The organism is Actinoplanes sp. NPDC049599, from assembly GCF_044465625.1.
GTDB lineage: Bacteria > Actinomycetota > Actinomycetes > Mycobacteriales > Micromonosporaceae > Actinoplanes.
In genome coordinates, this window is record NZ_JBITLX010000050.1 from 11687 (window position 1) to 38209 (window position 26523).

At 72.7% G+C, this 26523-nt stretch carries 24 protein-coding genes; 11 read left to right on the forward strand and 13 right to left on the reverse strand.

Translation table 11 applies throughout. The features are described from left to right. Positions 1-87 precede the first annotated feature (87 nt). On the forward strand, positions 88-711 hold the full coding sequence (locus ACIBQZ_RS42180; RefSeq protein WP_396094581.1) for a response regulator: 624 nt from the start codon (positions 88-90) through the stop codon (positions 709-711). On the opposite strand, the gene ACIBQZ_RS42185 is transcribed toward ACIBQZ_RS42180, so the two are convergent. The 4 genes from ACIBQZ_RS42185 to ACIBQZ_RS42200 form a co-directional block, all read right to left on the reverse strand. Continuing rightward, positions 631-1911 (reverse strand): MFS transporter, encoded by a 1281-nt coding sequence (locus ACIBQZ_RS42185; protein WP_396094582.1) that lies wholly within the window; start codon positions 1909-1911, stop codon positions 631-633. The genes ACIBQZ_RS42180 and ACIBQZ_RS42185 overlap by 81 nt on opposite strands. Then, positions 1904-2452, reverse strand: a complete 549-nt coding sequence (locus ACIBQZ_RS42190; RefSeq protein ID WP_396094583.1) for a flavoprotein — start codon at positions 2450-2452, stop codon at positions 1904-1906. The genes ACIBQZ_RS42185 and ACIBQZ_RS42190 overlap by 8 nt, the downstream gene beginning before the upstream one ends. Beyond that, a complete protein-coding gene (gene lanKC, locus ACIBQZ_RS42195; protein ID WP_396094584.1) occupies positions 2442-5018 on the reverse strand; it encodes a class III lanthionine synthetase LanKC in 2577 nt (858 codons plus the stop codon). The genes ACIBQZ_RS42190 and lanKC overlap by 11 nt, the downstream gene beginning before the upstream one ends. Positions 5019-5102: 84 nt before the next feature. Further along, the gene (locus ACIBQZ_RS42200; RefSeq protein ID WP_396094585.1) at positions 5103-5231 is read right to left on the reverse strand and encodes a hypothetical protein; all 129 of its coding nucleotides are present in this window, start codon (positions 5229-5231) and stop codon (positions 5103-5105) included. 156 nt (positions 5232-5387) lie between these two features. On the opposite strand from ACIBQZ_RS42200, the gene ACIBQZ_RS42205 reads away from it, so the two are divergent. Further along, positions 5388-5915, forward strand: a complete 528-nt coding sequence (locus tag ACIBQZ_RS42205) for a hypothetical protein (RefSeq protein WP_396094586.1) — start codon at positions 5388-5390, stop codon at positions 5913-5915. Positions 5916-6008: 93 nt separating this feature from the next. On the opposite strand, the gene ACIBQZ_RS42210 is transcribed toward ACIBQZ_RS42205, so the two are convergent. The 4 genes from ACIBQZ_RS42210 to ACIBQZ_RS42225 all read right to left on the reverse strand — a co-directional run bounded on the left by ACIBQZ_RS42210 (position 6009) and on the right by ACIBQZ_RS42225 (position 11119). Further along, positions 6009-7061 (reverse strand): LCP family protein, encoded by a 1053-nt coding sequence (locus tag ACIBQZ_RS42210; protein ID WP_396094587.1) that lies wholly within the window; start codon positions 7059-7061, stop codon positions 6009-6011. Positions 7062-7160: 99 nt separating this feature from the next. Then, entirely contained in the window at positions 7161-9710 is a 2550-nt protein-coding gene (locus tag ACIBQZ_RS42215) for an ABC transporter permease (protein ID WP_396094588.1), read from the reverse strand. Further along, positions 9707-10486 (reverse strand): ABC transporter ATP-binding protein, encoded by a 780-nt coding sequence (locus tag ACIBQZ_RS42220; RefSeq protein ID WP_396094589.1) that lies wholly within the window; start codon positions 10484-10486, stop codon positions 9707-9709. The genes ACIBQZ_RS42215 and ACIBQZ_RS42220 overlap by 4 nt, the downstream gene beginning before the upstream one ends. 105 nt (positions 10487-10591) lie before the next feature. Then, positions 10592-11119, reverse strand: a complete 528-nt coding sequence (locus ACIBQZ_RS42225) for a hypothetical protein (RefSeq protein WP_396094590.1) — start codon at positions 11117-11119, stop codon at positions 10592-10594. Between the two features lie 229 nt (positions 11120-11348). On the opposite strand from ACIBQZ_RS42225, the gene ACIBQZ_RS42230 reads away from it, so the two are divergent. Beyond that, positions 11349-11936: a hypothetical protein gene (locus ACIBQZ_RS42230; RefSeq protein ID WP_396094591.1), complete on the forward strand. Its 588-nt coding sequence runs from the start codon at positions 11349-11351 to the stop codon at positions 11934-11936. A 14-nt stretch (positions 11937-11950) separates the two neighbouring features. Here the strand turns inward: ACIBQZ_RS42230 and rraA are convergent, their stop codons facing one another. Continuing rightward, entirely contained in the window at positions 11951-12427 is a 477-nt protein-coding gene (gene rraA / locus ACIBQZ_RS42235; RefSeq protein WP_396094592.1) for a ribonuclease E activity regulator RraA, read from the reverse strand. A gap of 146 nt (positions 12428-12573) precedes the next feature. Here rraA and ACIBQZ_RS42240 point away from each other — a divergent pair, with 146 nt between their 5' ends. Continuing rightward, a complete protein-coding gene (locus ACIBQZ_RS42240; RefSeq protein ID WP_396094593.1) occupies positions 12574-13971 on the forward strand; it encodes a serine/threonine-protein kinase in 1398 nt (465 codons plus the stop codon). Between the two features lie 11 nt (positions 13972-13982). Here ACIBQZ_RS42240 and ACIBQZ_RS42245 read toward each other — a convergent pair whose 3' ends face one another. Then, positions 13983-14975, reverse strand: coding sequence for a DUF2867 domain-containing protein (locus ACIBQZ_RS42245; protein WP_396094594.1), 993 nt, complete (start codon positions 14973-14975; stop codon positions 13983-13985). 49 nt (positions 14976-15024) lie between these two features. On the opposite strand from ACIBQZ_RS42245, the gene ACIBQZ_RS42250 reads away from it, so the two are divergent. The 5 genes from ACIBQZ_RS42250 to nhaA all read left to right on the forward strand — a co-directional run bounded on the left by ACIBQZ_RS42250 (position 15025) and on the right by nhaA (position 20049). Beyond that, positions 15025-15639, forward strand: coding sequence for a TetR/AcrR family transcriptional regulator (locus tag ACIBQZ_RS42250; RefSeq protein ID WP_396094595.1), 615 nt, complete (start codon positions 15025-15027; stop codon positions 15637-15639). 151 nt (positions 15640-15790) lie between these two features. After that, complete coding sequence (locus ACIBQZ_RS42255) at positions 15791-16273, forward strand: VOC family protein (protein ID WP_396094596.1); 483 nt, start codon at positions 15791-15793, stop codon at positions 16271-16273. Between the two features lie 559 nt (positions 16274-16832). After that, positions 16833-18113 (forward strand): hypothetical protein, encoded by a 1281-nt coding sequence (locus tag ACIBQZ_RS42260; protein WP_396094597.1) that lies wholly within the window; start codon positions 16833-16835, stop codon positions 18111-18113. 8 nt (positions 18114-18121) lie between these two features. Next, complete coding sequence (locus ACIBQZ_RS42265; RefSeq protein WP_396094598.1) at positions 18122-18439, forward strand: hypothetical protein; 318 nt, start codon at positions 18122-18124, stop codon at positions 18437-18439. Positions 18440-18699: 260 nt separating this feature from the next. Next, a complete protein-coding gene (gene nhaA, locus ACIBQZ_RS42270) occupies positions 18700-20049 on the forward strand; it encodes a Na+/H+ antiporter NhaA (protein ID WP_396094599.1) in 1350 nt (449 codons plus the stop codon). A 39-nt stretch (positions 20050-20088) separates the two neighbouring features. On the opposite strand, the gene ACIBQZ_RS42275 is transcribed toward nhaA, so the two are convergent. The 3 genes from ACIBQZ_RS42275 to ACIBQZ_RS42285 form a co-directional block, all read right to left on the reverse strand. Continuing rightward, positions 20089-22539, reverse strand: coding sequence for a GH36-type glycosyl hydrolase domain-containing protein (locus ACIBQZ_RS42275; protein ID WP_396094600.1), 2451 nt, complete (start codon positions 22537-22539; stop codon positions 20089-20091). 127 nt (positions 22540-22666) lie between these two features. Next, positions 22667-23134: a GyrI-like domain-containing protein gene (locus tag ACIBQZ_RS42280; RefSeq protein ID WP_396094601.1), complete on the reverse strand. Its 468-nt coding sequence runs from the start codon at positions 23132-23134 to the stop codon at positions 22667-22669. 74 nt (positions 23135-23208) lie between these two features. After that, entirely contained in the window at positions 23209-24147 is a 939-nt protein-coding gene (locus ACIBQZ_RS42285; protein ID WP_396094602.1) for an alpha/beta hydrolase family esterase, read from the reverse strand. Positions 24148-24222: 75 nt separating this feature from the next. On the opposite strand from ACIBQZ_RS42285, the gene ACIBQZ_RS42290 reads away from it, so the two are divergent. Together ACIBQZ_RS42290 and ACIBQZ_RS42295 are read left to right on the forward strand one after the other, a co-directional pair. Further along, a complete protein-coding gene (locus ACIBQZ_RS42290) occupies positions 24223-25368 on the forward strand; it encodes an MFS transporter (protein ID WP_396094603.1) in 1146 nt (381 codons plus the stop codon). Positions 25369-25484: 116 nt separating this feature from the next. After that, a complete protein-coding gene (locus ACIBQZ_RS42295) occupies positions 25485-26435 on the forward strand; it encodes an RICIN domain-containing protein (protein WP_396094604.1) in 951 nt (316 codons plus the stop codon). The last annotated feature ends 88 nt before the right edge of the window (positions 26436-26523 follow it).

The following is a 26523-nucleotide window of genomic DNA, read 5'->3' on the forward strand; positions in this document are numbered from 1 at the left end:
GACGGGTGTGGGTGGTAACAACGCATCGGTAATCTTTCCGACCGAGCGCGTGCCCGGCCGGGCATCCGGACCGTAGGCTCCCGGAGCATGTCGCCCCGGAGCGTGCTGGTTGTCGACGACCATCCCGTCGTGCGGCGCGGGATGGCCGCGCTGCTGGCCCTGGAGCCCTGGGTGGGCGACGTCCACCAGGCGGGCACCCTGGCCGAGGGCCGGCAGGCCGCCGACCGCCACCTGCCCGGGCTCGCGATCGTCGACCTGCGGCTGCCGGACGGCGACGGCACCGAGCTGATCCGCCGGCTGTCCCGGGCCGGCCCGGCGTGCGCCTCGCTGGTGCTGTCGATGAGCGCCGACGCCGCCGCGGTGCGCTCGGCGCTGGCCGCGGGCGCCGGCGGCTACCTGCTCAAGGACGCCGCGCCCGAGGTGATCGTGGCGGCCGCACGGACGGTGGCGGCCGGCGGCACGGTGTTCGGGCCCGGCGTGACGCGCGGTGACGCCGGCCGGCCGCCGGCGCCGTTCGACGTGCTGAACCCGCGGGAGCTGCGCCTGCTCCTGCTGCTCGCCGACGGCCACAGCAGCCGGTCCGTCGCCGAGCAGCTCACCATCGCCGAGAAGACCGTCCGTAACCAGGTCTCAGCCGTGCTGACGAAGATCGGCGCCCGCGACCGCGCCCAGGCTGTCCTCATGGCCCACCGGGCCGGGCTGGTCCGGTGAGCGCATCCGCAGCGACGGCAGCAGCGTGAGCGCCAGGACCCCGCCGAGCAGCACGGTGAACACCGCGAAGGCGAACGACGGCGAGCGCCACTCGCACAGCCAGCCGGCGGCCAGCGTCGCGAACGGGTAGAAGGCTCCCCCGACCAGGTACAGCGTGCTCTGCACCCGGGCGGTCATCGCGTCCGGCACCAGCGCGAACACCTGAGCGTTGAAGAGGATCCCGGCGGCCGGGGCGAGCAGCGAGCGGGCGCCGACGCACGCCACGATCACCACCGGATGCGGCGCCAGCGTGATCACCACCCCGACCGCCACCGAGGAGGCGGTGGAGAGCCGGACCAGCGTCTGCATGTCCCAATGGGACAGCCGGGGGGCGATCGCCGTGCCCACGATGCCGCCGAGGGCCAGCACGGTCATCGCCACGCCGAGCCCGGCCGCGTCCGCCGGGCCGATCACCACCACCAGCCCGAACGTGATGCCGGCGGTGGCGAAGTTCATCAGCGCCGCCCACACCAGGTAGAGCACGATGAACCGGGACCGGAGCACAAAACGCACGCCGTCCGCGATGTCCGCCCGCAGCGTCGCCCCGGCCGACCCGCCACCGCCGCCGAGCCGCCGCCGGATGGCGAGCACCAGCGCCAGCGAGAAGCCGTACGTGACCGCGTCGAGCAGGAACGGCAACGCCGGCGCCACCTGGTAGAGGACGCCGCCGAGCAGCGGCCCGATCAGCCCGAGGGCAAGCCCGCGCCCGGTGTCCAGGGCCAGCGCCCGGGGCAGGTCCGCCGCCGGGACCAGGTGCCGCAGGGTCGCGGTGCCCGCCGGGCCGGCGACCGCCGAGACGACCGTGTCGACCACGCCGGCGCCGATCACCAGCACGATCGGCAGCGCCGAGCCGGACCACAGCGCCACCCCGACCGCCAGCATGACGGCCGCCCGGACCAGGTCGGCCAGCACCAGCGCGGCGCGGCGCGGCAGCCGGTCCGCCAGCGCCCCGGCCGGCAGACTGCTGACCAGGTACGCCAGCATCCGGGCCGTGCCGACCAGCCCGGCGGCCGTGGCCGAGCCGGTCTGCTCCAGGACCAGCAACGGCAGCGCCAGCGTGCTCAGGTGGCCGCCGAGCAGGGACAGGCCGTGGCCCAGCCACAGCCGCCCGTAGTCCGGATACCGCAGCAGCGTCCAGCGCGGCGCGCGGCGCTCAGCCATCGTCGTCGCCCAGGTGATCGCGGACGATCTTGGCGACGTCGCGCGGCGACGGCAGCACCCGGGACGGGCCCCACCCGCGGCTCCACATCAGGTACGCCTCGCGCTCGTCCGGATCGACCACCACGTGGCCGTCGCCGCGCAGGGTGGCGACGTGCCGGCGGGTGCTCGCCCGCGCCCACATCCGCTCGTGCACGTTCGGGAAGAACAGCACCGGCGTGCCGGCCGTCAGCACGACCGTCTGCGCCGGCGTGGCGGCCAGGCCCAGCGCGGCGCTCGCCAGCATGTTGGCGGTGCACGGCAGCACGACCACCGCCCGGGACCGCAGCGCGAACTCGGTGGGGTTGAGGTCGGGTGCGTCGCTGCCGTACGCCTCGTCGGCCAGCCAGTCGACGACCTGCCGGGTGACGAACCGCTCGGCGCCGGCGGTCAGCAGGACCCGCAGCGGTCCGGGCGTGTGCCGGCGCAGCGCGATCAGATAGTCCGGTACGTCCATCGCGGCGCTGGCGCCGCAGACGATCACCGACAGCGCGTCATCTCGCATCGGAGGGCTCCAGGAGCTCGTCCAGGGTGTAGTTGACGTCCGGGCCGCCGCGCCGCACCCGGTCGAGCACCAGCGCGATGCCGGCGCTGCCGGTGGCGAAGTCGGTGCTGAAGCGCAGCAGCCCGTTGCCCGGGAAGGCGATCCCCTCGGGCTGCTCGCAGGCGAGCGCGAGTATCGGCGGGGTGACCTGCGAGGCCATTTCCCGGTACGGGTTCTCCGGCGTGCTGCCGAGCAGGTGGTCGCAGTCGAGGGCGAAGTTGGCCATGCCGGCCAGCCCGAGGTAGAGCCCGCCGTTGACCGCCAGCCCGGTCACGATGCTGCGGGCCAGCAGGTCCAGCTTCCCGCGCAGCCGTTCGTCGCCGGTCGCCGCGCAGAACCGGGCCAGGGCGCTGCCGAAGCCCGAGCCGCCGAACTCCCAGTACGGCTCGAAGACCGAGCTGCCGGCCCGGCCGGGCAGCCAGACCCCGCCGTCCTCGCGGAGTGTGAGCTGGGCGACCTCATAGGACAGTGCCCGGCGCGCGGCGTTCAGGTACCGCGACTCGCCGGTGGCCCGGTGCAGGTAGAGCAGGAACACCGCCACGCCGGACGACCCGAACGCGTAGCCGTTGGGATGGCGCCGGACCCCGGACTGCGGCCAGTACAGCCCGGTGCCGGAGTCGCGGGCGGTGGCGATCAGGTGGTCGCCGAGGCGGGCGGCCCGGTCCACGTACGCCCGGTCGCCGGTGCGCAGCCAGCCGGCGAGTGCCGCGGTCCCGAGCCCGGCGGCGCCGGAGGCGATGTCGGCCGGCAGCGTCGCCGGGTCCGCGGTCAGCGCCCGGTCCAGCAGGTCCCGTCCCTGGTCCGGGCGGCCGACGTCGAGCAGGGTCCAGCCCACCCCGGCCAGGCCGTAGCTGAGGCCGGGCGGCAGGGCGGCCACGCCGTCGGCGCGGTCGAGCCACTGCTCCAGCGCGGGCGGGAGCGCCCCGGTGAGCCGGTGCAGCGCCCGGGCCACGCCGGCCACGCCGTACGCCACCGACCACGCGTTGGTGGTGAAGACCGACGGGTCCGCGGGGAACACCCGGTCGCTGCGGTCGGTGGTCATGACGTTCTCCATGAAGCGCACCGACTCCTTGACCACCACGTCGATCGGGAGCAGGTCGGTGTCCGCCGCGGTCAGCTCCAGCCGGTCGAACAGGTCGCCCAGCGGGCGGCGCATCAGGTTCGCGGCGTACACGGTGGACCGGACGAGGGCCCCGTCGTCGAGGGCCCGCAGCAGGTTGCGGTTGGAGATCATCGCGATCTCGACCGAGGCGACCCCGACGGCGTCGAAGGCGCGCCCGTCGCGCCACGCGGGAGAATGCTGCGGCGGGACGAACCCGGGGGTGACCGGCAGCCCCGAGCCCCAGTCGCTCAGCGCCCGGCTGGACTCGAAGTCGATCAGCCGCACCTCGTGCGTCTCCGGGTGCACGAAGATGTTGGTCGGCGAGAGGTCGCCGAAGCCGATGCCGTGTTCGTGGCAGGTCCGCACGGCCGCGCGCACCCCGGCCACGACCTTGTCGATCAGCGCGTTGTACGCCGCGACCGCGGCCTGGTCGTCGTGCGACCGTGGCCGGTTGGCCGCGATGAACCGGCCCAGCGGCAGCGCGTCGATGAACTCCTGCGCCAGGAACAGGTGCTCCCACGCCGTGAACAGCTCGTACGGGCGCGGCGCCACCCCGGTCTCGGCGAGCAACGTCAGGGCGTCGAACTCACGCCGCAGCCGGGTGTGCCGGTCCGAGCCGTCCATCGCGAACGCGGTGTGCGGGCGGGACTCCTTGAGCACCGCCACGGTCCCGTCGGCGAGCCGCTCGGCCAGGTACACGCCGCCGGCGCCGCCGTGGCTGAGCATCTTGGTGATCCGGTAGCCGTTGATGACCGGACCGTCCTCCTCCCCCGGCGCGGCGGCGGGGGAATCGAACAGCTCGTCCACCCAGGGCGGCTTGCGGTAGACCGGCTCGCGGCTGTCCTCCCACTCCTCGCCCGCGGGCCCGCGCAGCACCGCCGATCGTGTCCCGTCGGCACGCGTGCCCCGGCCGCCGGAGTGCTGGCCGTACCGGTAGTAAAGGCACGGCGAATCCCGGTAGCGCCGGTCGGTCAGGATGTACGGCCCCTCGATCCCGTCGAGCACGGCGGCGAGGCGCGCCAGCAGCTCCCGGGTGGTCCCGGCGTCCGGCGGGTAGATGGTGACGACCTTGCCGACCTGCCCGGTGGGCCAGGCACGGGAGGTCGCCGCGACCACCATCTCGTGGTCGCGCAGCCACTTGACGTGGAACGGCCGGCGGCGGTACTCGCCGGCCAGCAGCTCGATCGCCCGCCGGGCCTGGTCCGGCACGACCGACACGTGGATCTTCCAGCCGTGCTCGCGCAGCGTCGGCAGGCCCGCCGGGCGGCAGACGACCCAGACGCCGTTGACCACGACCTCGTCGTCGGGTGAGGCCATCGCGCGCATGTCGCGCTCGAGGTCGTACGGCAGGTCGGCCCGGCCGAACTCCTCGTAGAAGCGGTTGTCGGCGATGGTGTAGGTGCGGAAGTCGGTGAACCGGCGCATGAGAGAACCCCCGGGGTGCTGCTGATCGTGGCAGGGTGCACCTCCGGGCCGGCCGCTGCCGGCCCGGAGGCGAGGTGGTGTGGATCAGCAGCCGCGGCTGTCGCCGCTGCCACAGTTGTTCGAGTCGCCGCTGTTTCCCGAGAGAATGTTGAGGAAGCCGGACTCGTCGTCGTCGTTCGCCAGGTTCACCAGCGAAAGAACCGTGTTCATCATGGTTGGTCACCTCCCGTCGTTCCGGCCTTCAGTCTCGGCGGCACGAACGTCCCGGGACGAGGGCCGCCGACCCGGCCCGGCCGGGAATCGCGCCCGTCCGTGCGGGCGCCACGCCCTACGCTCACCGGCCGGGATCGCTCCGGCATGATCTCTGCTGTGAGCGAGCCCAAGCAGCGGTTTCTGGTTCTGCACGACTACGGCATGGGTGGTTTGTGGTGGTGGATCCACGCCCGGTCGGCACGGCGGATTGTGGAGACGTTCGCCGAGGTGGAGGTCGTCGAGGATCCGGAGATCGTGGCCCGGTTCGCCGACGACAGCCTGACCGAGGTGGACATCGATGCCGCCGACATGCCGCCCGGCCTGGACGGCCTGCGGCAACAGCGGGACGCCCAGCGCAGCCGCCCGGGATTCGGTGCCCTCGCCGGACGAGAGGTCGTGTTCCTGCGGCGCCCCTGGGAGGAAGCCGACGACACCGAGCCGACTGTCTACTTCGAGGAGATCGGGCCCGACGGCCGGCGGCTGCGCCAGGTCGAGGTCTACCGCGACGGGACCGCGATCAAGACCGGGCCCGATGACTGGCCGTTGAACCCGCCCATTGATCTCCACGACCCGGAGCTGGCACCGTGGGAGATCGGCCCGGACGACTTCGAGCAGGTCTGGCGCCGGGCCCGCAGCGAGAGCTGAGCCCCGCAGGTGTTCCGGCCGAGCGCATCCACCCGGAACCGGCCGACCGCCGGCCAGGTCGCAGCGCATGCCGGCGACCGGTCCGCCCGACAGCTATTCGATGATGGTGCCGGCCATCTCCGCGGTGTCGTCGCGGCGTACCGCGTCGAAGAACACCTTGGCCTTGGCCCGGTCCGGCAGCACGACGCTCTGGTTGCCGCGGGTGCCCGTGCCGGCGGTGGGGCTGGTGTAGAAGGTCAGGTTGTCGCCGCGCAGCTCGCGGACGTCGCCGGCCATGCCGAAGATGTTCAGCGTCCGGTCCACCGAGACCGCGTCGGCGGTGGCGCGCAGGAACGAGTTGAGCCGGCCGGGGTTGGTCAGGACACCGCCGGTTGCCGCCTTGCTCAGGATCGCCTTGATCACCTGATGCTGGTGCCGGATCCGGGCGAAGTCGCCGTCCTCGAACGCGTACCGCTCGCGGGCGTAGTCCAGCGCGGCGGCGCCGTCCATGGTCTGCGGCCCGGCCTTGAAGTCGCGGACCCCGCCCACGTTCAGCGAGTGCGTCGAGGTGAACGCCTGCTCCACGTCGATCTCCACCCCGCCCAGCGCGTCCACGATCTCCTTGAACCCGGCGAAGTCCACCATGAGCACGTGGTCGATCCGCACGCTGGTGTACTCCTCGACGGTCTGCACCATCAGCGGCGTGCCGCCCCAGGCGAACGCGGCGTTGATCTTCGCCTGCGTGTCGCCGTGCCGGCCGTCCGGGCTGCGCGGCACGTGCACCCACGTGTCGCGGGGGATGGAGACCAGCTGCGCGCTGGCGCGGTCCGCCGGCAGGTGCAGCACGATGATGGTGTCGCTGCGGGAGCCGCCGGTCGCGCCGGGATCGCGGGTGTCACTGCCCAGGATCAGGAAGTTCATCGCGTCGCCGGCCGCCTTCTCCTTGACCGGGCGGGCCTGCGCGGGAACCTGGTCGAATGCCTCGATCCGGGCGATGTCGTTGCTGACGTCCCGGGCGTACAGGGTCACCGCGAGCGCACCGCCGCCGGCCAGCACGACGAAGACGGCGAGCAGGATCAGCAGGTTGCGCAGCCGCCGACGCCGCTGGGGAGCGGCGGCCGGCTGCTCGGTCGGCGCATCCGCTGCGGGTTCAAGGTCGACGGGCATGGCGGTGATCGTAGTTCTCGGGGAGCGGACCGGCATCGGCCGGGAGTTCACCCCGCCACGGCCGCTCGTTGCTCCCCCCGGTCCTCGGGGACCTGCCGGTCACTCGTAGCCGATGGCAGCGAGCACGTTCAGCCGCGCCGCCCGCACCGCCGGGGCGACACTCGCGACGATACCGATGGCGACGCCCAGCACGAGATAGGCGACCATTTGTCCCCACGGCAGCCCGAGTTCCTCGATGCCCTGGTCGTGCAGACCCTGCACGGTGGCGGCTCCCAGCAGCACGCCGACGGCGACACCCAGCAGTGCCCCGAAGACCGAAATGAGCACACTCTCCACCCCGATCATCTCGACCACCTGGCCGCGGCGCAGCCCGATGGCGCGCAGCAATCCCAGTTCCCGGGTGCGTTCGATGACCGACAGCGCCAGCGTGTTGACGATGCCGAGCACCGCGATGATGATCGCCAGGGCCATCAGGATCTGCACCATGCCCCGCAGCGAGTCCAGTGCCCTGGTCTGCTGGCGCAGGTAGCCGCTGCGGTCCGACACCGTCGCCTCCGGGCTGTCGCTGAGCAGTCCGGCGATCCGGGCCCGGACCGCCGGCACCGAGGCGCCCGGCGCGACCCTGACCAGACCCGTGCTCGGGTCGGTGGTGCGGAAGTTGCTCCGCTCGGCGTCGCCCGTCAGCCAGCCGGACATCCCCGGCGTCCGGGTGTATATCCCGACGATCGCGAACGTCCGGGCGTCGCCCTTGGTCAGCTGCACCCGTACCCGGTCGCCGACGTGCCGGCCGGCGGCCGCGGCGGTGCGCTCGTCGACCAGGAGCTGCCCGGCGCCGAGCCCGTCGAGCGTGCCGGCCGCCGTCCGCATGCCGAACATGGCGCGCATGGCCGCACTGTCGGTGACCGCCCCGATCGTCGCCTGACCGCCGTCGAGCAGCCCGACGTCGGTGGAGAAGCCGAGCACCGTCTCGACGTCCGGCATCCGCCGGGTCCGGTCGAGCACGGAGCCGTCGAAGGTCGGCGGCAGCGGGCCGGTCTGCTCTCCGGCGATGATGAGGTCCACCTTGATCTGGTTGCCGAGTGCCGCGTCGAAGCTCTTGGTGACCGAGGTGAGCACCACGCCGATACCCACCACCAGGCTGATCCCGACCATCAGGGCCGCGGCCGTGATGGCCGTGCGCCGCGGCTGGCGCGCCGCGTTGCGCCCGCCCAGCCGCCCCGGTGTCCACCCCGCGAACGCCGCCCCGAGCACGGCGAGCACCGGACGGACCAGGACCGGGGTCAGCAATGCGATACCGGTCAGGATCAGGAGCACCCCGGTCAGCAGCGCCGCCGGCGAGTTGCCGCGGCCCGCGTGGTCGGTGAGTCCGGCGGCCAGCAGGGCGGCGCCGACGGCCGTGACGGCGGCGCCCGCCACGGTGATCCGGCCCAGCCGGTCCGCGCCGGCGCTCGACTCACGCAGCGCGGCAACCGGTGGGATGCGGGCGGCTCGCAGCGCCGGCGCGAGCGCGGCCACCATGGTGACCCCGATCCCCACTGCGAAGCCCGCCAGGACGGCACCGGGCGGGACGGTCGGCGACGCGAGGTCCACGCCGCCGCCCAGATAGGTCGCGTACAGCCACGCGAGCAGCCGGCCGACGCCGATGCCGAGCAACACGCCCGCGACGGACGAGACCAGCCCGACGACGAGGGCCTCGGCCTGCACCGAGCCGATCACCTGGGCGCGGCTCGCTCCCATCGCCCGCAGCAGGGCCAGTTCGCGCATCCGCTGCGCCACGATGATGGAGAACGTGTTCAGGATCAGGAAGACGCCGACGAACAGGGCGACGAAGGCGAACCCGAGCAGGACGGAGGTGAAGAACCGCAGCCCCTCGTCGACGCTCTCGCTCGCCTCCCGGGACAGCTCCGCGGCGGTCTGGACCCGGTACGCCGGCCCGAGCTCACCGGCCACCGCCGCGCGCAGCCGGTCGGGGCTGACCCCGTCCGCCGCGACCAGGTCGACCGAGGTCACCACGTCCTTCTCGCCGATCAGCAGTTGCTGGGCGGCCGGCAGCGTGAAGGCCACGATCGTCTCACCGGCCAGCGAGTCGCGATTGCCGCTGTAGCCGAACACCCCGACGACGGTGAAGGTGCGCCGCGGCGCACGGGTCAGCACGCCGATCCGGTCGCCGACGGTGTAACCGGTGGTCGCGGCCAGTCCGGCGTTGATGGCCACCTCGTCGTCGGTCACCGGGCCGCGCCCGGCGCGCAGGTCGACGAACTGGTCGTCATCGGTCCAGTTCAGGCCGATGCGCGGGGCACCGAGGGTGGTCAGCACCTTGCCGTCGCGGCCCACCACCCGGGCCCCGTCCTGCGTCGAGACGTTGCCGGTCGCCTGCGCCACCGGGGGCAGGGCCCGCAACCGGTCCACCACCGAGGCGGGCATGGTCGCCGGCGCCGACAGGTATCCGGTGTCCACCCGGGGCGGCACGGACACCGAGACGTCGACGTAGTCGTACACGTCGTCGAACATGGCCGCGTAGGAGCGGCTGAGCGTGTCGGTGAGGATCAGCGAGCCGGTCACGGCGAGCACCCCGAGCACGACGGCGAACACCGACATCACCAACCGGAGCTTGTGCGCCAGCAGACCGCTCAGCGTCGCCCGGATCATCGCCGGCTCCCGGACCGGGCGGTGCCGTCCAGGTGCGCGAGCCGGTCGAGCACCCGCTCGGCGGTGGGTTCCCGCAGCTCGCTGACGATGCGGCCGTCGAGCAGGAACTCCACCTGATCGGCGTACGCGGCGGCGTGGGGGTCATGGGTCACCAGCACCACGGTCTGGCCCTGCCGGTGCACCGCCTCGCGCAGCAGCCGCAGGATCTCGGCGCCGGCCCGGGAGTCGAGGTTGCCGGTCGGCTCGTCGGCGAAGAAGACGTCCGGCCGGCCCAGGATCGCGCGGGCGCAGGCGACCCGTTGCTGCTGGCCGCCGGAGAGCTGGGCCGGGCGATGCTCCAGCCGGTCGCCCAGCTCCATCGTGGTGATCACTTCGTCGAACCAGGACGGATCGGGTTTGCGCCCGGCGATCGTCAACGGCAGCAGGATGTTCTCCCGGGCGGTCAGCGTCGGCAGCAGGTTGAACTGCTGGAAGACGAACCCGACCTGCCGGCGGCGCAGCCGGGTGAGCCGGGCGTCGGACAACCCGGTCACCGGGGTGTCCCCGATCCAGATCTCACCGGTGGTCACCGCGTCCAGGCCGGCCAGGCAATGGAGCAGCGTCGACTTGCCGGACCCGGAGGGTCCCATGATGGCGGTCAGCCGGTGGGCCTCGATCACGAGATTCACGTCGTGCAGCGCGACGACCCGAGCGTCGCCCGACCCGAAGGACTTGCCGACCCCGACCGCACGGACCGCCGGACCGCCGGGCTGCCTCGTCCCCGCCTCGCCACCCATCACGACTCCTCCCGCCTGGTTCTCCACCGTCCAGCGTCGGGCGGGCAACGGCCGGCGCGACACGGCGCAACGGCCCCGGGCCGACGGCCTACGGCCCTGACCTGCTCAGGGCGTTCGGCACGCCCCGTCCTGGACATGCCACTCGGACACGGAGCCGGTCCTGCGGCGGAACCTGACCAGGTCGAGGTACTGCTCGGCCCTGGCCCTGGAGTTCTGCTCCGATTTGCGGAGCGCCTGCCCGGCCGCGGAGAGCCGCCACCGCCAGCGGGCGGTCGCCCTGAGCTCCGCCGACGTCATGTTCCGGTACCGCGGGTCGCGAGCGGCAGCCAGTGTCTTCACCCGCCAGATCTCCCGGTCCAGGCCCTCGTCCCAGCGGCGCCGGCAGTCGTCCGCCTTCCGCAGACAGGACAGGGCCCGCTCGTTCCACGGGACGTCGCAGTGCCGGTAATCGGGGGGAACGTGCAGCGGCCAGTACTGGGCATCGCCGTGCAACGGCGCGATCATCGAGCCGGCGCACGGTACGACGCCGTCCGGGCCGGCCAGCGGACAGGTTCCCGCCGCTGTCGGGCCACGGCAGTGCCGCAGCACCTTGCCCGTGCGGGGATCCAGGATCTGGATGGTCTCGGTGGTCATCTCCCCAGCCTCCTCACTCATGGTGACTGGAAGAACTCCCTTCCCACGGTGCGGCTGCCGTTCGCCGAACGGCAGAGTCCGAAGTCCCGTCGCGTGTGCCGCACCTCGTTGCGGAACGCGCGGCCCGGGCGGGGTACGCCGGGAGCGTGACGGTCGGCGACGGAGCCGCCGGCCGGCCGGCGGCCGTGAGACCGTGCGGGAAAGCCGACCCAACGAGCGGGGAGATCCGATGGTCACGGTCATGGCGGGCAGCTCGCTCGTGCTGCGGTGCCCGGGTGAGCAGCCGCTCACGCTGATCGCGGTGGCCGACGTCAGCGCGGCGTTCGTGGCCGAGTTGCCACCGATCCCGGTGCTCGGCCCGGACGGCCCGGGCACCCGCCGCTTCGGCATCCTCGAGCTGGTCAGCAGCGCCGGCGTCACCTGGGTCGAGGCGGAACTGCGCGACGGCGTGCTCACCCTGACCGGCGAGCCACCCACCGACGTGGTCCAGCGACGCGGCGCCGCGCGGCGCCCCGGCACGTACGCGGTGACCGGCACCGCCCAGCTCGACACCGAACCGGGCCGCCGGCTGGTGGCGGTGTCCGGCCAGGTCGAGGACGTGTCCACCAGCGGCCTGCTGCTGCGCGCCGCGCCCGCCGGGGGTGTCCACCTGCCACCCGGCATCGTGCGCACCCTGCTGCACATCGGCATGCCCTGGGGCGACATGGCGGCCACGGTCACGACCGTCGACCAGCGGGCCGACCAGCTGCGCGGCACCTACGAGTGGATGAGCCCCGCCGACGAGGCGGCCCTGCGCGCCTTCTGCTCGGCGCGCTGAACAGGAGGCGCAGATCAGGCGGCGGGCGGGTGGAACACGACGATGCCGTCCTCGTCGCTCACGACCTGCGCGCCCGGCGTGAACCGGCAGCCGCCGAACTCGATCACCACGTCGCGCTGCCCGGCCCCCGTCTTGGTGCTCTTGCGGGGGTTGGCGCCCAGCGCCTTGATCCCGATCGGCAGCTGCCGCAGGGCCGCCACGTCGCGGACCGCGCCGTTGATGATCACGCCGGCCCAGCCGTGGTCCACCGCCAGCCCGCCGATGATGTCGCCCAGCAGCGCGCAGTGCACCGAGCCGCCGCCGTCGACGACCAGCACCCGGCCCGCGCCGGGCTCGCTCAGCACGGACTTGAGCAAGGCGTTGTCCTCGAAGCAGGCGACCGTCACCGCCGGGCCGTGGAACGCGGGCCGGCCGCCGTACTGGCGCAGCTGGGTGTCGCAGGAGCCGAGCTGCTCGCCGTGCTCGTCGTAGAGGTCTGCGGTGCTCTTCACGGTTTCCCCTTTCCGGCTGCCGGTCCCGCGACGTGGAGCGACGGGTGCGCGCCTGGGTATGACATGCGACACTCACAGCCAGATCAATGTCTCGGAAGATCCACACTACGGGTGACGGATCCGCGCGACGGCCAGGAGGGAACACCATGCGCTCGTTGGCGGGTCGTTACCGGGTCGAGCAGGCGGTCGGCCACGGCGGCAGCGCCGTCGTGCACAGCGGCTACGACCGTACGCTGAAACGCCGCGTCGCGATCAAGCTGTTCACGCCGTACCGGCCGGACGGCGGCGCGCCGTCGCTCGATGTGCTGCGCGAGGCACGGGCCGCCGCGGCGCTCAGCCACCCCAACGTCGCCCGGGTCTACGACTACGGCGAGGCCGACGACGCCGGTCAGCGGCTGCCGTACCTGGTCATGGAATTCCTCGAGGGTGACACCCTCGCCGACCGGCTCGCCGCGACCGGTGCGCTCGACTGGCCCCGGGCCGCCGAGGTCTGCGCGGACGTCGCCGCGGCGCTGGCCGCCGCGCACGCCCGCGACCTGGTGCACCGCGACGTGAAGCCCCGCAACGTCATGCTCACCCCGGCCGGCGTGAAGGTTCTCGACTTCGGCATCGCCGCCCTCGCCGGTCAGGACAGCTTCGACACCCACGGGCGGCTCTGGGGCACCCCGGCCCACCTCGCGCCCGAGCAGCTGCGCGGCGAGCCGACGTACCCCGCGGCCGACGTCTACGCGCTCGGCCTGCTGCTGTTCGAGTGCCTGACCGGCACCCGCGCCTGGCCGGGCGCCACCGTCGGCGAGATCCTCGCCGGCCGCTACCAGCAGCGGGCGCCGCGGCTGCCCGGCATCACCGGGCTCCCCCGCGAGATCATCCGGCTGTACGAGGCCTGCGTCGCCGACGACCCGGCCCGGCGCCCGGCGGCCGCCGACGTGGCCGGGACCCTGCGGCGGGCCGCCGGCATCGCGCCGACCGTACGCTCGGCAGCCGTCCTCACCCGCACCGTCCCGCCGGTGCGGCGCAAGCGCTCCCGCAGCCGCGCACCCATCACGGCGTCGATCGCCGTGGCCGCGGCCTTCGTGAGCATCATCGGGCTGCAGGTCGCCAACGGGTATTCGACGCCGGGCGGGCGGCAGGCGGAGGCCGCCGTCGACGGCGCCCCCGCGCCCCCGGCGCCGCGGCCCGTCATCACCCCGGCGCCGACCGCGACCCAGCCGGGGCCCGACGCCAAGGCCGGCGACGAGCGCCCGGCCCGCCGGGTCACCGACACCTGGACCCGTGACGCCGCGCCGCCGCCGCAGCAGTCGAAGCCGCGGCCGACGCCGTCGAGCGAGGCACCGACCACCGCGCCGACGACCCCGCCGGCGGGGCCCGGCCCCACGCCGAGCGACCCGCCGCCGACCTCGGCGGAGCCGGACCCGGAGCCGTCCGATCCCCCGGCCACCACCGAACCACCCACCGAGCCGACGGACCCACCGCAGGACCCGGACGACCCGCCGCCCGGGGACGGAGACCCGGCGCAGAACCTGGTTGTCACCGGCACCGTGTGACGCCCCCTTGATCAGGCGGGCGTCCGCGCCCGGCCGGTGGACCGCCACGGGGCGACGGTGGCTCGGCCGGCGTGGCGCAGCATCGCCCTGACCACCAGGGGATGCACCAGGCGCACGACGGCGAGATAGCCGCGACCGGCCCGGGACCGGGTCGCCGCCAGCGTGGCCACGGTCACCGTCGTGCCGTCGGGGTCGGCCTGGACCAGCACGCCGGCCCGGAAGTCCAGGTGGCCGGCGTCGGTGCCGAGCAGCACCTCCCGGTCGTTGCGGGTGATCGTGTCGAAGGCCGAGGCGTCGCCGCGCTCGATCCCGAGCGGGCCGACCAGCCGGTTCCGCAGGCGCAGCAGCGCGACCACGACCCGGGGCGGGTTCCGGAACACCGCGTCCGCCCAGTCCTGCGGGTCGGTGGTCGTGCCCGGTGGCACCCGCAGCGCGAAGGCGTCGGCCAGTTCGGGCCGGCGGAGGGAGTCGTGCAGCAGGGTCGCGGCGGCGGGGACCGGCACGGCACGGACCCGGGCGCTCTCCAGGCCGACGGCGAGCCGGGCCCGCCACGGGTAGCGGACGGGGTGGGCCACGGCGCCGGTCACGACACGTTCGGCGTTGTCCAGCAGATGCTCGATGACGGTGTCGTGGCAGACCCCCACCAGGGCCGGCCAGAGCAGCCGCATGCGGCCGACCGGCCGGGCGGTCAGCCGGTGCCGCAGCACGCAGGCGTGCGGGCCACGTTCCTCGACCTCCAGGGTGTGCGTGCCGATCAGGCCGGTGCGCGGGTGGAAGGTCAGCTCGACCCGGCGGCCCGGCTCGTACCCGGTGACGTGGTAGCGGACGGGTCCGTGGCCGCCGTCGGCACCGACGGCGAGCGGCCGGTCGAACCGCACCGGCACCCAGGCGGGTGCGGGCCAGAGCGGGTCGTCGGCGGCGCCCATCCGGTCCAGCAGCCGGCCCACCTCCGCCGCGGCAACCGGCAGTGCCCGTTCGTGGACGTTGCACACCATGGCAGTCATCGTCGCCTCCATACGGTTCCGTATGTTTCCCGTACGGTACCGTACGGTGGTGAGCGAGCGACCGGCCCGGCACCCCCACGGCAAGCGGACGACACCCCGGCTGACGGCCGACGACTGGACCTCGGCAGCGCTGGAGGCGATGGCCGGCGGCGGCCTCGCGGCGGTCGCGGTCGAGCCCCTCGCGGCCCGGCTCGGCGCCACGAAGGGCAGCTTCTACTGGCACTTCGCCAACCGGGACGCCCTGATCGAGGCGGCCGTGCTGCGCTGGGAACGCGATCACACCGAGGCGGTGATCGGCCTCGTCGACGCCGAGCCCGACCCGCTGGCCCGGCTCCGGCTGCTCATCGGCCTGGTGCTGCACTCCACGGTGCCGCAGGAGGACGGCTCCATCGAGCTGGCGATGCTGGCCACGGCCGATCACCCGCACGTCGCCCCGGTGCTCGCCCGGGTCACCGAGCGGCGGGTGGCGTACACCGCGGGCCTGTTCGCGGCCCTCGGCTGGCCGGCCGCGGAGGCCCGGCGCCGCGGGCTGCTGGCGGTCACCGCGTACCTGGGTTATGCCCAGCTGGCGCACGTCGCGCCCGGCACTCTGCCCGGCACCGAGGCGGACCGCCACCGCTACGTCGACCAGGTCGTCCGGCTGCTCACCGCCGCCGAGGGGTAGGACGGCTTCCTCACCTTCCTCGCGCTCACCGACGGACGCCGACGCGCTGCTGCGGAGGCGGACGACGCGATGTACGCGGCCCAGCGCCCCGCGCCGGCGAACCCCGCGGAGTACGTTGGACGACGACCGACGCTCCGAGAGGACGCCCCCGATGACAGCTTCCCTTCCGGACCGCGCGCGCATCCGGGCCGCCCACCTGAGGCCGGCCGGCGAGCGTCCCCGCTCCACCGCCCGCGGGCTGCACCACGCCGCCCTGATCAGCAGCGACGTCGAACGGACCGTCCGCTTCTACCAGGACCTGCTCGGCTTCCCGCTCACCGAGCTCATCGAGAACCGCGACTACGCGGGCTCCTCGCACTTCTTCTTCGACATCGGCAACAACAACCTCCTCGCGTTCTTCGACTTCCCCGGCCTCGACGTCGGCCCCTACGCCGAGGTCCTGGGCGGCCTGCACCACGTGGCGATCAGCGTCGATCCCGAGCGCTGGCGGCAGCTCATCGAGCGGCTCACCGAGGCCGGCGTCGACCACGAGGTGCACAGCGGCGTCTCGGTCTACTTCCGCGACCCCGACGGCGCACGGCTCGAACTGATCGCCGACCCGCTCGGGGAGATGTACGGCCAGCACGTGCTGTGACCGCTCCGAAGTCCTCGCCCGGCCCGCAGGATCACCCCATGCGCCGCACCGCGAACGTCTCGACCGTGCCGAGCAGCAGCAACCGAGGACGACGGCCAGCAGCACGTCCCACCGGCCGGCGTCCTCGTCGCCGCGGGTGATCCGGGTGGTGACCAGGATCGCCCACGCGGCGAGCAGCACGGCCAGGAAGGTGCCGACCCGCCACACCGTGAACCCGCCGGCGCGGTCGAGGGCGAGCGGCTCGCCGAACAGGGTGCGGATGGCGGGGTTGGCGGCCAGCCCGGCGAGGCCGCCCGCGGCCGCGGGATCGGCCATGACGCTCGGGTAGGCGCCGGTGCGGGCGGTCCGACGAGCGAGAACAGCAGCCGCCCCGCATCGACCTGCCCTGCGTGAACGGCTGACCGAACGCGACGAAACGATCGCCGAACTCGCCGCATTCAGAAACCGAGGCACTGTCTCGGCTCGCCGCTCAGCACGACGAGATCACCCGCCTCCGAACTGTCGGCCCGGCAGCAGCCGATGTGAGGCGTCTACCGACGCGCAGCACCCAGATCGGCCCGTGCTGAGCGCGGCCCTGAGCACTATCGTGCTGACGGCAACGCATCGAAAGGGTCAACCGCGAATGAGCCCAGACCGAACGGTCATGCCAGGGCAGGTCTGGGGCCTCGCGACCCACGACCCGGCCGGCCCGATCTTCGTGACCAGCTTCGCCGGACGCAACCTCGACGCCACGGTGCTCACCGCCGCCGACCCCGCAGGCAGGGTCATCTGGCAACGGACCTTCGAAGGGCGTCCCCGCCCGCCGCGAGTCACCCCGGCCGGCACGGTCTGGCTGTCGCACCTCGGCCCCACCGGTCACACCTTCACCGAACTGGGCCCCGACGGCCAGGTCGTCGGCTCGGTCGTCCCTGAGCATCAAGCCGACGAACACCTCGGCGCCTTCGTCCTGCTCCCCGACGGCTTCTGCACGATCTGGCTACCAGCCGGCCCTTACCGTCAAGTTCCACCCGGTCGGGCTCCCCGCGTCGCCCGCCACACCCAGGCCGGCGCCACCATCTGGTCCACACCGCTCGCCCTCACCGAACTGTCCTTCCCCGGCGTCGTGGAAGCGGGCGTGGACACCGGCTGGGAACGGCGTCCGAAGAAGCCGTGGCGACCACAAACCATCTCGGTCGGCTACCGGGAGCCGCTGCTCATCTCCGCCAACCGAGTACTGGCCGACATCACCGATGGCCGGGGCGGCATCGGCGTCTGCACGATCTTCGATGCCACCACCGGCGGGATCGTGATCACCACCCCACCGGGCCCTTATATGCACAAGGCCATCACCGGACCCGGGTCGTTCCTCATCGGGCAGCAAGGCTACGGTGCGTTCACGACAACGCACTACGACCCGGACGGGCACACGCAACAGACCTGGCCCAGTCACGGCATGATGCTCGTCGACCGTCACGGCACCATCAGCGGCGCCGAATCGGAGAACGTCACTCCGTCGCGGTCCCGGTTCCGTGTCCTCAACCCCGACAGCTCCATGAGCGACGGCCCGCTGCTGAGCGGCTACTACACCACCTATCCGGCGCTGGACGCCGAAGGCACGGCCGTGCTCTGGCGCGACGGCAAGCTTCTGGCCGTCAGCCCCGATCTCCAAGCCCGGACGCTGTTCACCCAGGACGACGACCGAGCCGTGATGAGCAGAATCCTGCTACTCGAACGCGGCCGCGTCGTCTTCAGCCTGCACGACGAACTGCTCCTCTTCGACAGCACCGGCCTTGCGCAACTCGACAACGGACCCTGGCCCTGCGGCGACGGCAACCTCCACGGCAACCCCGTCCGCGCATGAATCACGCCGTGACCTCGATCACCGCAACGATCCCGAATCGCGACACGAACGGCCATCCGAATGCCATCTTGACCGCCCGGAGTCACCGCAGTCGAATCACCACACGATGGCGCTCGCACACGATCAGTGCGGACACAAGGCGGATCTACGTCACGCCGTCGGCGTCGTCGTTGTTCTCCGGCGGCGGTTTCCGGTTGAAGACCGGCAACAACGGCCCGCCCGACCAGCTGCCGTCCGCGGTGGAGCTGCTGGAGGCCCGCGGCTGGGAGGTCGTGACCGTGGACGTCAGCGCGCATGTCAGGTGCATGCGCAGGATCCGCCCCTGAGCTCAGCGCCGGCCACCGCGGACGATCGGTGGTCAGCGCGGCGCCGTCGCGACTGCGTTCTGGCAACGGCGCCCTGACAGCGCACGGACATGCTGGTTGCTCGATTGCCTCCGGCACCGCCCCGCTGCGGACCCTCGCCTCGGTCCAGTCCGGGAGCCGTCTGTCCGGCGGCGGCGCTCGTGTCACGGTAGGGTTGCTACCGGTGCGCCGGGAAGTCTGGTCGGCAACGTCCGACCCGACCCCGAAAACTGGAGCACCCCATGTCTGACGCGCCCGACCGTGGTCCTCGCTTGTTCGGCCGCGGATCCTGGCTGGAGGCCCGCCGGATCGGCGACATCCTCCGCCAGGAGACCATCGGCGGGATGCTGCTGCTCGCCGGGGCCGTCGCAGCCCTGATCTGGGCGAATTCTCCCTGGTCAGACGGCTACGAGGCGATGCGCGGGTTCACCTTCGGGCCGGCGGCTCTGCATCTGGACCTGTCGGTGGCGACCTGGGCCGCCGACGGGCTGCTGGCGATCTTCTTCTTCGTCGCGGGGCTGGAACTCAAGCGCGAATTCGTCGCCGGCGACCTGCGCGACCCGCGCCGGGCGGCCGTGCCGATCGCCGCGGCCGTCGGTGGCGTGCTGGTGCCCGCCCTGCTCTACCTGGTGGTCAACCTCAGTGCCAGTGGCGGCGACAGCCAGGGCTGGGCGATCCCGACGGCCACGGACATCGCCTTCGCGCTGGCCGTCCTGGCGGTGATCGGCCGGTGCCTGCCGCACGCGATGCGCACGTTCCTGCTGACCCTGGCCGTGGTCGACGACCTGCTCGCCATCGTCATCATCGCCGTGTTCTACACCGCGAGCCTGTCGGTGCTGCCGCTGCTCGCGGCGTTCGTGCCGCTGGCGGCGTTCACCGTCCTGGTCCAGCGCCGGGTGCGGTCCTGGTGGCTGCTGCTGCCGCTGGCCGTCGCCACCTGGACGCTGATGCACGCCTCCGGTGTCCACGCGACCGTCGCCGGGGTGCTGCTCGGCTTCGCCGTACCGGTGCTGCGCAGCCGTAAGGCCGGCGGCCCGGCGGCCGGGACCGGCCTGGCCGAGCACTTCGAGCACCGCTTCCGGCCGATCTCCGCCGGCTTCGCCGTGCCGGTCTTCGCCCTGATGTCGGCCGGTGTGGCCGTCGGCGGGCTCAGCGGGCTGGGTTCGGCCCTCACCGACCCGGTGGCGGTGGGCATCATGGTCGGGCTGGTCGTCGGCAAGCCGATCGGCATCACCGCCGCGACCTGGCTCACCACCCGCTTCACCCGGGCCAGGATGGACGCCGGCTTCGGGTGGATCGACGTGTTCGGCCTCGCGGTGCTGGCCGGCATCGGGTTCACCGTGTCGCTGCTGATCGGGGAACTGGCCTTCGGCATCGGCAGCGACCGCGACGATCACGTCAAGGTCGCGGTTCTCACCGGGTCCCTGGCCGCCGCGCTGCTGGCTGCCGTCATCCTGCGGCTGCGCAACCGCACGTACCGGCGCATCTACGAGGCGGAGAACGCCGACGCCGACGGCGACGACATCCCGGACGTCTACCAGCAGGACGCCGGCACCTCGGCAGGAAGGCGTACGCCCGGCCCCGCGACATGATGCTCCGTCGCGGGGCCGGGCGGGGACGTGCGGCGGTGGTCAGCCCTCGATGACGGCTTCCACCCGGACCACCGCGCCGCCCGGCGCGGGCGGCACGATCGTGCCTTCCACCCGTTCGCCGTCCACGAGCAGGCCGGTGACCCGCCCGGTCGCTCCGGCTGCCTTGCGGACGGTGATCTCGTACGTGGCGCCGCGGAAGTTCCGGGTGGCCTGGAAGCCGGGCCACTCCGCGGGCAGCACCGGGTCGATGCGCAGCCCGGTCAGCTCCGGGCGGATGCCGAGGATCCACTGGGTGATCGCCACGAAGTTCCACGCCGCCGTGCCGGAGAGCCAGGAGTTCTTCGCCTCGCCGTGGGTCGGCGCGTCCCGGCCGGCGATCATCTGGGCGTACACGTACGGCTCGCACCGGTGCACGTCGCTGATCTCCTCGCGGACGGAGGGGTTGAGCCGCCGGTAGTAGTCGAAGGCGCGGTCGCCGTTGCCCACCATCGCCTCGGCGATCATGATCCACGGGTTGGTGTGGCAGAAGATGCCGGCGTTCTCCTTGTAGCCGGGCGGGTAGGAGGAGATCTCGCCCAGCTCGATCCGGTAGCTGGAGTACGCCGGCTGCTGCAGGATGATGCCGTGCGGGGTGGCCAGCCGCTCCGCCACGCTGCGCAGCGCCTGCACGGCCAGCCCGTCGTCCAGGCCGACGCCGCCGAGCACGCACATGCCCTGCGGCTCGATGAAGATCTGGCCCTCGGTGTCCTCGCCGGAGCCGACCGGGCGGCCGTGGAAGTCGTACGCCCGGCGGAACCAGGCGCCGTCCCAGCCGTGCTCGACGATCGCGCCGGTCATCTTCTCCGCGGCGGCGCGGTACTCGGCCACCTCCTCGTCGAGGCCGCGCAGCTCGGCGATCGCGGCCAGTTCCTTGGCGGCCAGCACGAACTGCCCGGCGATGAAGACCGATTCGGCCGCCCCGCCGCTGGCGTTCTCGGTGGTCTGGAACGGCTCGCCCGGGGTGTCGGAGAAGCAGTTGAGGTTGAGGCAGTCGTTCCAGTCGGCCCGCCCGATGAGCGGCAGGCCGTGCGGGCCGAGCCGGTCCTGGGTGTAGCGCACGGAGCGGCGCAGGTGCTCGTACAGCGGCGCCTCGCTGCCCGGCACGTTGTCGAACGGCACCGGCGCGTCCAGGATCGTCTCGTCGCCGGTCTCCTTGACGTACGCGGAGACGCCGAGCACCAGCCACAGCGGGTCGTCGTTGAAGCCGGAGCCGATGTCGTTGTTCCCCCGCTTGGTCAGCGGCTGGTACTGGTGGTAGGCCCCGCCGGTGTCCGTCTGGGTGGCGGCGATGTCCAGGATCCGTTCCCGGGCGCGCTCGGGAATCATGTGGACGAAGCCGAGCAGATCCTGGTTGGAGTCGCGGAAGCCCATGCCGCGGCCGATCCCGGACTCGAAGAACGACGCCGACCGGCTCATGTTGAAGGTGACCATGCACTGGTACGCGTTCCAGATGTTGACCATCCGGTCGGTGTCCGCGTCCGGGGTCGTCACGCGCAGGCTGCCGAGCAACCGGTCCCAGTAGGCGCCGAGGGCCGCGAGGCCCTCCGCGACCGTCTCCGGCCGCAGCCAGCGCTCGATGACCGGGCGGACGTACCGCTTGTTGAGCGTCTGCGACCCGGGCGGGTCGAACTTCTCGGCGCGCGGGTTCTCCGCGTAGCCGAGCACGAAGATCACTTCGCGGGTCTCCCCCGGCGCCAGGCCGATCCGCACGTGGTGGCTGCCGATCGGCGCCCAGCCGTGCGCCACCGAGTCGAAGGCCGCGCCGCGCTCGACCGCCGCCGGCTGGTCCCAGCCGCGGTAGGCGCCGAGGAAGGTGCCCCGCTGGGTGTCGAACCCGGCGAGCGGCTCCGAGCAGGCGAAGTACGCGAAGTGGTCACGCCGCTCCCGGTACTCGGTCTTGTGGTAGATCACCCCGTCGGCCACCTCGACCTGGCCGGTGGAGAAGTTGCGCTGGAAGTTGGTCGCGTCGTCCTGGGCGTCCCAGAGGCAGAACTCGATCGAGGAGAAGAGCGAGAGCTCGGCCGCCGTGTCGCGCTCGTTGGTGACCCGGACCCGCCACACCTCGAGGGTCTCGCCGAGCGGCACGAAGGAGAGCGTCTCGGCCCGGATCCCGCCCCGGGCGGAGACGATCCGGGTGTACGACAGGCCGTGCCGGCACTCGTAGGAGTCCAGCGGGCTGCGCGTCGGCTGCCACGACGGCGACCAGAAGTCTCCGGTGGCGTCGTCCCGCACGTACAGGTAGCGGCCACCGAGGTCGAACGGCGCGTTGTTGTAGCGGTACCGGGTGAGCCGCCGCAGCCGGGCGTCGCGGTAGAACGAATACCCGCCCGCGGTGTTGGAGATGATGCCGAAATACTCCTCGGTGCCCAGATAGTTGATCCAGGGCAGCGGCGTGTCGGGCCGGTCGATGACGTACTCACGCCGTTCGTCGTCGAAGTGTCCGTAGCGCACCAAATTCCCCTCTCCCGCGACCGCCGGTCCGGCGCCTTGCCGGCCAGATTTGGGAGCGCTCCCAAAGGCGGCCCGCTCGCCATGCTATGTGCGACGCCGCTCCCAGGCGACCCCCAAAAGGTCGCGGTCAACCGATCCGGTACGGCGCCACCACATCCGTCCGCCACGTGGCGGTGTCCGGCTGGGCGGCGAGATTCGTGTAGTACACGTCCCAGTGCGGCCCGGCAGGCTCGAGGCCCCGCTCCTTCAACCAGCCGGTGACGGCCTGGTAGGCAAGCCCAAGATCCTGGTAGTGGCCCTCGTGGACGGCGACCGCCACCGGTCCGGCGGGCAGCCGCGACGCCGTGACCCAGCGGCCGCTGTCGGGCACCGGCCCGGGGACCGGGAAACCGGCCTCCACGTCGACGACGGCCCCGTGGAAGGCGTACCGGGCGAACGGCGGCCCGACCGCACTGATCCCCTGCTCCGCCAGGTAGCGGTCGAGCTCCTGGTACGCGCCGGCGAGCCAGCCGCGCAGCTGGGCGACCGGCATGCTGGACCGGATGACCGCGGTGGGCTGGGCGGTCAGGCTACGGGTCTCGATGTGATAGGTCATGTGGCACCTCCGCGTCACCGTTGACATTGGCCCTCTCCGCGGTGACGTGCCAGGGACTTCCGTCCCGAACCCGGTTACCGGGCAGGTTTGGCCCGGGAGAGCAGGAAGTCGGCCACGGCCGGGGTGAAGGCCGAACCCAGCTGGGGCACGTGCGGGCCACCGTTGATCGTCCACTGCTGCACGGTCGACCCGGCGGCGCAACCCCGCGCGTAGCTGCGTACCGAGGTCTCGGCGGCCGGCAGGTCGGCGACCAGATCGAGCTTCGGCGCGTCCCGGCCGGCCGGGGCGCACCCGTTGAAGCCCAGCCATTGGGTGACCGTGCCGGCCGCCGACGGGTAGGCGGCGCCGCCGATGAGGCCGCCGCCGAACGCGATGGTCTCGTCGGTGCTGCTGTGGACGGCCAGCACGCTCACCGGCTCGGACGGCCGGCATCGTGCGGGGTCGTTCCAGCTCGCGGCGTTGAGGGAGACGATCGCGGCGATCTGGTCGGCGTGGTCACAGGCCATCCGGAACGCCATGAACCCGCCGTTGGAGTGGCCGATCAGGTAGACGCGGGCGCGGTCTATCCGGTAGGTGCCCTGGATCGTGGAGATCAGCTCGCTGAGGTACCGCGAGTCGTCGGGTTGCGGACCGCCGAACGCGCAGCAGGCGTCGGTGGCGTTCCAGAAGCGCTCGCCCCGGTCGTTGACGGACCCGTCCGGGTAGGCGTAGACGAATCCCAGCCGCTCCGACTCGGGGGTCAGCCGCAGGTACGACTCCAGCTCCGCGGCGTCGGAGGTGTATCCGTGCAGGCCGATGACCAGCGGCGCGGGCCGGGCCGGGCCGTAGTCCTCCGGGACGTGCACGGTGACCCGCCGGCCGCCGATCTCCACCGTGCCGGTGCCACCCGCCGGCAGGGCCGACGGGGACTCCGTCACCGGCCCGGGCCCGTCCGAGGGACTGCAGGCCAGCGCCGCCATGACGGCCGCTGTGGCGATCATGGCCCGGAGCGCCTGCCAGCCGTGTTGAGCCATCTCAGCCTCCCGAGCCCAGCCTACCGGCCCGTAAATGGGTATCGCCGGGGGCGACCCGGCCGGTACGAAGATCACGTGCCCCTCCTCGCGCTCGCCGCCGCCGTCCTCCTGCTCGGCATCGCGGACGCGATGGTCAACTCCTACATCGTGCTGTTCGGCGCCGACGTGGTCGGGCTCTCGCCGCTGCAGATCGGCGTGTGGGCCTCGGTGTCCGCGCTCGCCGGGATCACGATCAGCTGGTGGCTGGGCCGGCTGTTCGACCGCCGGCCCGCGCGCACGTACGCGATCGTGGTGACGCTGCTGGGCGCGGCCGGCTATCTGCTGCTGCCCCGGGCGTCGAGCTTCGTGGTGCTGATCCTGATGGCGGCCACGGTGCTCGGCGCGATGGGTGCGGCCTTCCCGCAGCTGTTCGCCCTGGCCCGCGCGGTGCTCGGCGAGGGCGCCGCCGGGCAGCGTTCGGCGCCGCTGCTGCGCTCGGCCTGGTCCCTGGCGTGGGCCGTGGGCCCGCTGCTGGGCGCGCTGATCCTGTCCCGCGGCGGCTACTCCTGGCTGATGTGGACGGCCGCCGGGGTGTTCCTGGCCTCCGCGCTGACGGTCCTGCTCGTGCCCCGGCCCGGGGCCGTCCCGACCGCGAGCTCGGCGCCGGGCGGCACCCCGGTGCTGCTCACCGTGAGCGTCACCCTGTTCTTCACCGCGATGTTCGCGGGCGGCCTGGCGCTGCCGCTGTTCGTCACACGTGCCCTGCACCAGCAGCCCGCCTCGGTCGGCGTGCTCTTCAGCGTCTGCGCCGCGGTCGAGGTGGTCGCCACGCTCGGGCTGGCCGTGGTGCCCGCCCGGGTCAGTCAACGGGCGCTGATCCTCGGCGGCTTCGGCTCCTTCGTCTGCTACTACGCCCTGACGGTCGGGTCGTCGGGCATGCCGATGCTGGTGACCGCCCAGGTCCTCCGCGGCGTGGGGATCGCGATCGTCGGTGCGGCCGGCATCCGCTACTTCCAGGACCTGCTCGCCCCGGCAACCGGCCGCGCCACCACGCTGTTCGCCAACGCGTCCATCGCCGGCCTGCTGGTCTCCGGCATCCTGTCCGGCCTGTCGGTCGAGCACTTCGGCTACCGCACGACGCTGCTCCTGAGCGGGGCGGCGGCCGCGCTGGGCGGGATCGCCTTCACCCTCGGCTCCCGCCGCAAGGTGCTGATGGCGGTCAGCCCGGCCGGGCGACATTGACCAGTTGGTGCCCCGGCGGGTGAGGTCCGGACGGCACCGGGCGACACCGGCACGAAAGGAGGATCAGCGACGGGTTGGTTGTCCGTACCGTCGGGGGTCGACGAAAGAGGGCAGTCATGCTTGTCATCCGCCCATCCCGGCGCAGATCAGTCCTGGTGGTCGCGGCGATCGCTCTGATCGTCGGCTTCCTGACGGCCGCGCCCGCCAGGGCCGGCGGTGGCGGCCCCGGGTTCAAGTTCCAGAACGTCAGCAGCCGTCTCTGCCTCTCCCCCGCCGGGGGCAGTGCCGGCCTCAATGTCACGATCGTCCAGTACTCCTGCGACGGCCACGCCAGCCGGTCGTGGGAGCTGGTCGACAGCCCCGGCGGTGAGGGTTTCTCCTCCATCAGGAACCGCGGCACGGCCCTGTGCCTGTCGCCCGCGGGCGGCGGCACCGGCCTCAATGTGACCGTCGTGCAGTACTTCTGCGACCAGGACCAGTCCCGCTCCTGGGAGCTCATCGGCAGCGGCGACGGTGTCCAGCTCAGGAACGTGAAGAGCCAACTCTGCCTCTCCCCGGCGGGCGGCAGCACCGGGCTCAACGCCACCGTCGTGCAGTACACCTGCGACCAGCACCCGGCCCGGAAGTGGAACCGCTTCCCCGCGTACCGGTTCTCGAACGCCAACAGCGGCGGCCTGTGCCTGACCGTCGCCGGGGAAAGCAAGCTCAGCAACGCCACAGCCGTCCAGAACGCCTGCGACGGTAACCCCGCCCGGCTCTGGCGGCTGGTCCCCTTCGGCACCGACGACAGCTACTACCTGAGGAATGTCGGCAGTGACCTGTGCCTGTCCCCGGCCGGCGGCGCCACCGGCCTGAACACCGTGGTCGTCCAGTACGCCTGCGACACCAACCCGGTGCGCGCCTGGCAGCTCGCGCCGCTGGCGAACACCAGCTACCTGTCCATCCGGAACGTCGCGAGCGGCCTGTGCCTGTCCCCTGCCGGTGGGAGCGCCGGCCCGGGCACGGCCGTCGTCCTGTACTTCTGCGACGCCACTCCCTCCCGCCTCTGGCGAGACACCAACCTCTAGACGAGTGATTCCTTATGAGTTCAGTGGTCGTACGCGATCAAGGAACGCTTGACGTCGGCGTTGATGCGCCAGTTGTGCCAGATCGCGG

Bases quoted from the DNA above. Each gene is read 5' to 3' on its own strand.
- ACIBQZ_RS42180 (WP_396094581.1), top strand. From the start codon at position 88: ATGTCGCCCCGGAGCGTGCTGGTTGTCGACGACCATCCCGTCGTGCGG.
- ACIBQZ_RS42185 (WP_396094582.1), bottom strand. From the start codon at position 1,911: ATGGCTGAGCGCCGCGCGCCGCGCTGGACGCTGCTGCGGTATCCGGAC.
- ACIBQZ_RS42190 (WP_396094583.1), bottom strand. From the start codon at position 2,452: ATGCGAGATGACGCGCTGTCGGTGATCGTCTGCGGCGCCAGCGCCGCG.
- lanKC (WP_396094584.1), bottom strand. From the start codon at position 5,018: ATGCGCCGGTTCACCGACTTCCGCACCTACACCATCGCCGACAACCGC.
- ACIBQZ_RS42200 (WP_396094585.1), bottom strand. From the start codon at position 5,231: ATGATGAACACGGTTCTTTCGCTGGTGAACCTGGCGAACGACGACGAC.
- ACIBQZ_RS42210 (WP_396094587.1), bottom strand. From the start codon at position 7,061: ATGCCCGTCGACCTTGAACCCGCAGCGGATGCGCCGACCGAGCAGCCG.
- ACIBQZ_RS42215 (WP_396094588.1), bottom strand. From the start codon at position 9,710: ATGATCCGGGCGACGCTGAGCGGTCTGCTGGCGCACAAGCTCCGGTTG.
- ACIBQZ_RS42220 (WP_396094589.1), bottom strand. From the start codon at position 10,486: ATGGGTGGCGAGGCGGGGACGAGGCAGCCCGGCGGTCCGGCGGTCCGT.
- ACIBQZ_RS42225 (WP_396094590.1), bottom strand. From the start codon at position 11,119: ATGACCACCGAGACCATCCAGATCCTGGATCCCCGCACGGGCAAGGTG.
- ACIBQZ_RS42230 (WP_396094591.1), top strand. From the start codon at position 11,349: ATGGTCACGGTCATGGCGGGCAGCTCGCTCGTGCTGCGGTGCCCGGGT.
- ACIBQZ_RS42240 (WP_396094593.1), top strand. From the start codon at position 12,574: ATGCGCTCGTTGGCGGGTCGTTACCGGGTCGAGCAGGCGGTCGGCCAC.
- ACIBQZ_RS42245 (WP_396094594.1), bottom strand. From the start codon at position 14,975: ATGACTGCCATGGTGTGCAACGTCCACGAACGGGCACTGCCGGTTGCC.
- ACIBQZ_RS42255 (WP_396094596.1), top strand. From the start codon at position 15,791: ATGACAGCTTCCCTTCCGGACCGCGCGCGCATCCGGGCCGCCCACCTG.
- nhaA (WP_396094599.1), top strand. From the start codon at position 18,700: ATGTCTGACGCGCCCGACCGTGGTCCTCGCTTGTTCGGCCGCGGATCC.
- ACIBQZ_RS42280 (WP_396094601.1), bottom strand. From the start codon at position 23,134: ATGACCTATCACATCGAGACCCGTAGCCTGACCGCCCAGCCCACCGCG.
- ACIBQZ_RS42285 (WP_396094602.1), bottom strand. From the start codon at position 24,147: ATGGCTCAACACGGCTGGCAGGCGCTCCGGGCCATGATCGCCACAGCG.
- ACIBQZ_RS42295 (WP_396094604.1), top strand. From the start codon at position 25,485: ATGCTTGTCATCCGCCCATCCCGGCGCAGATCAGTCCTGGTGGTCGCG.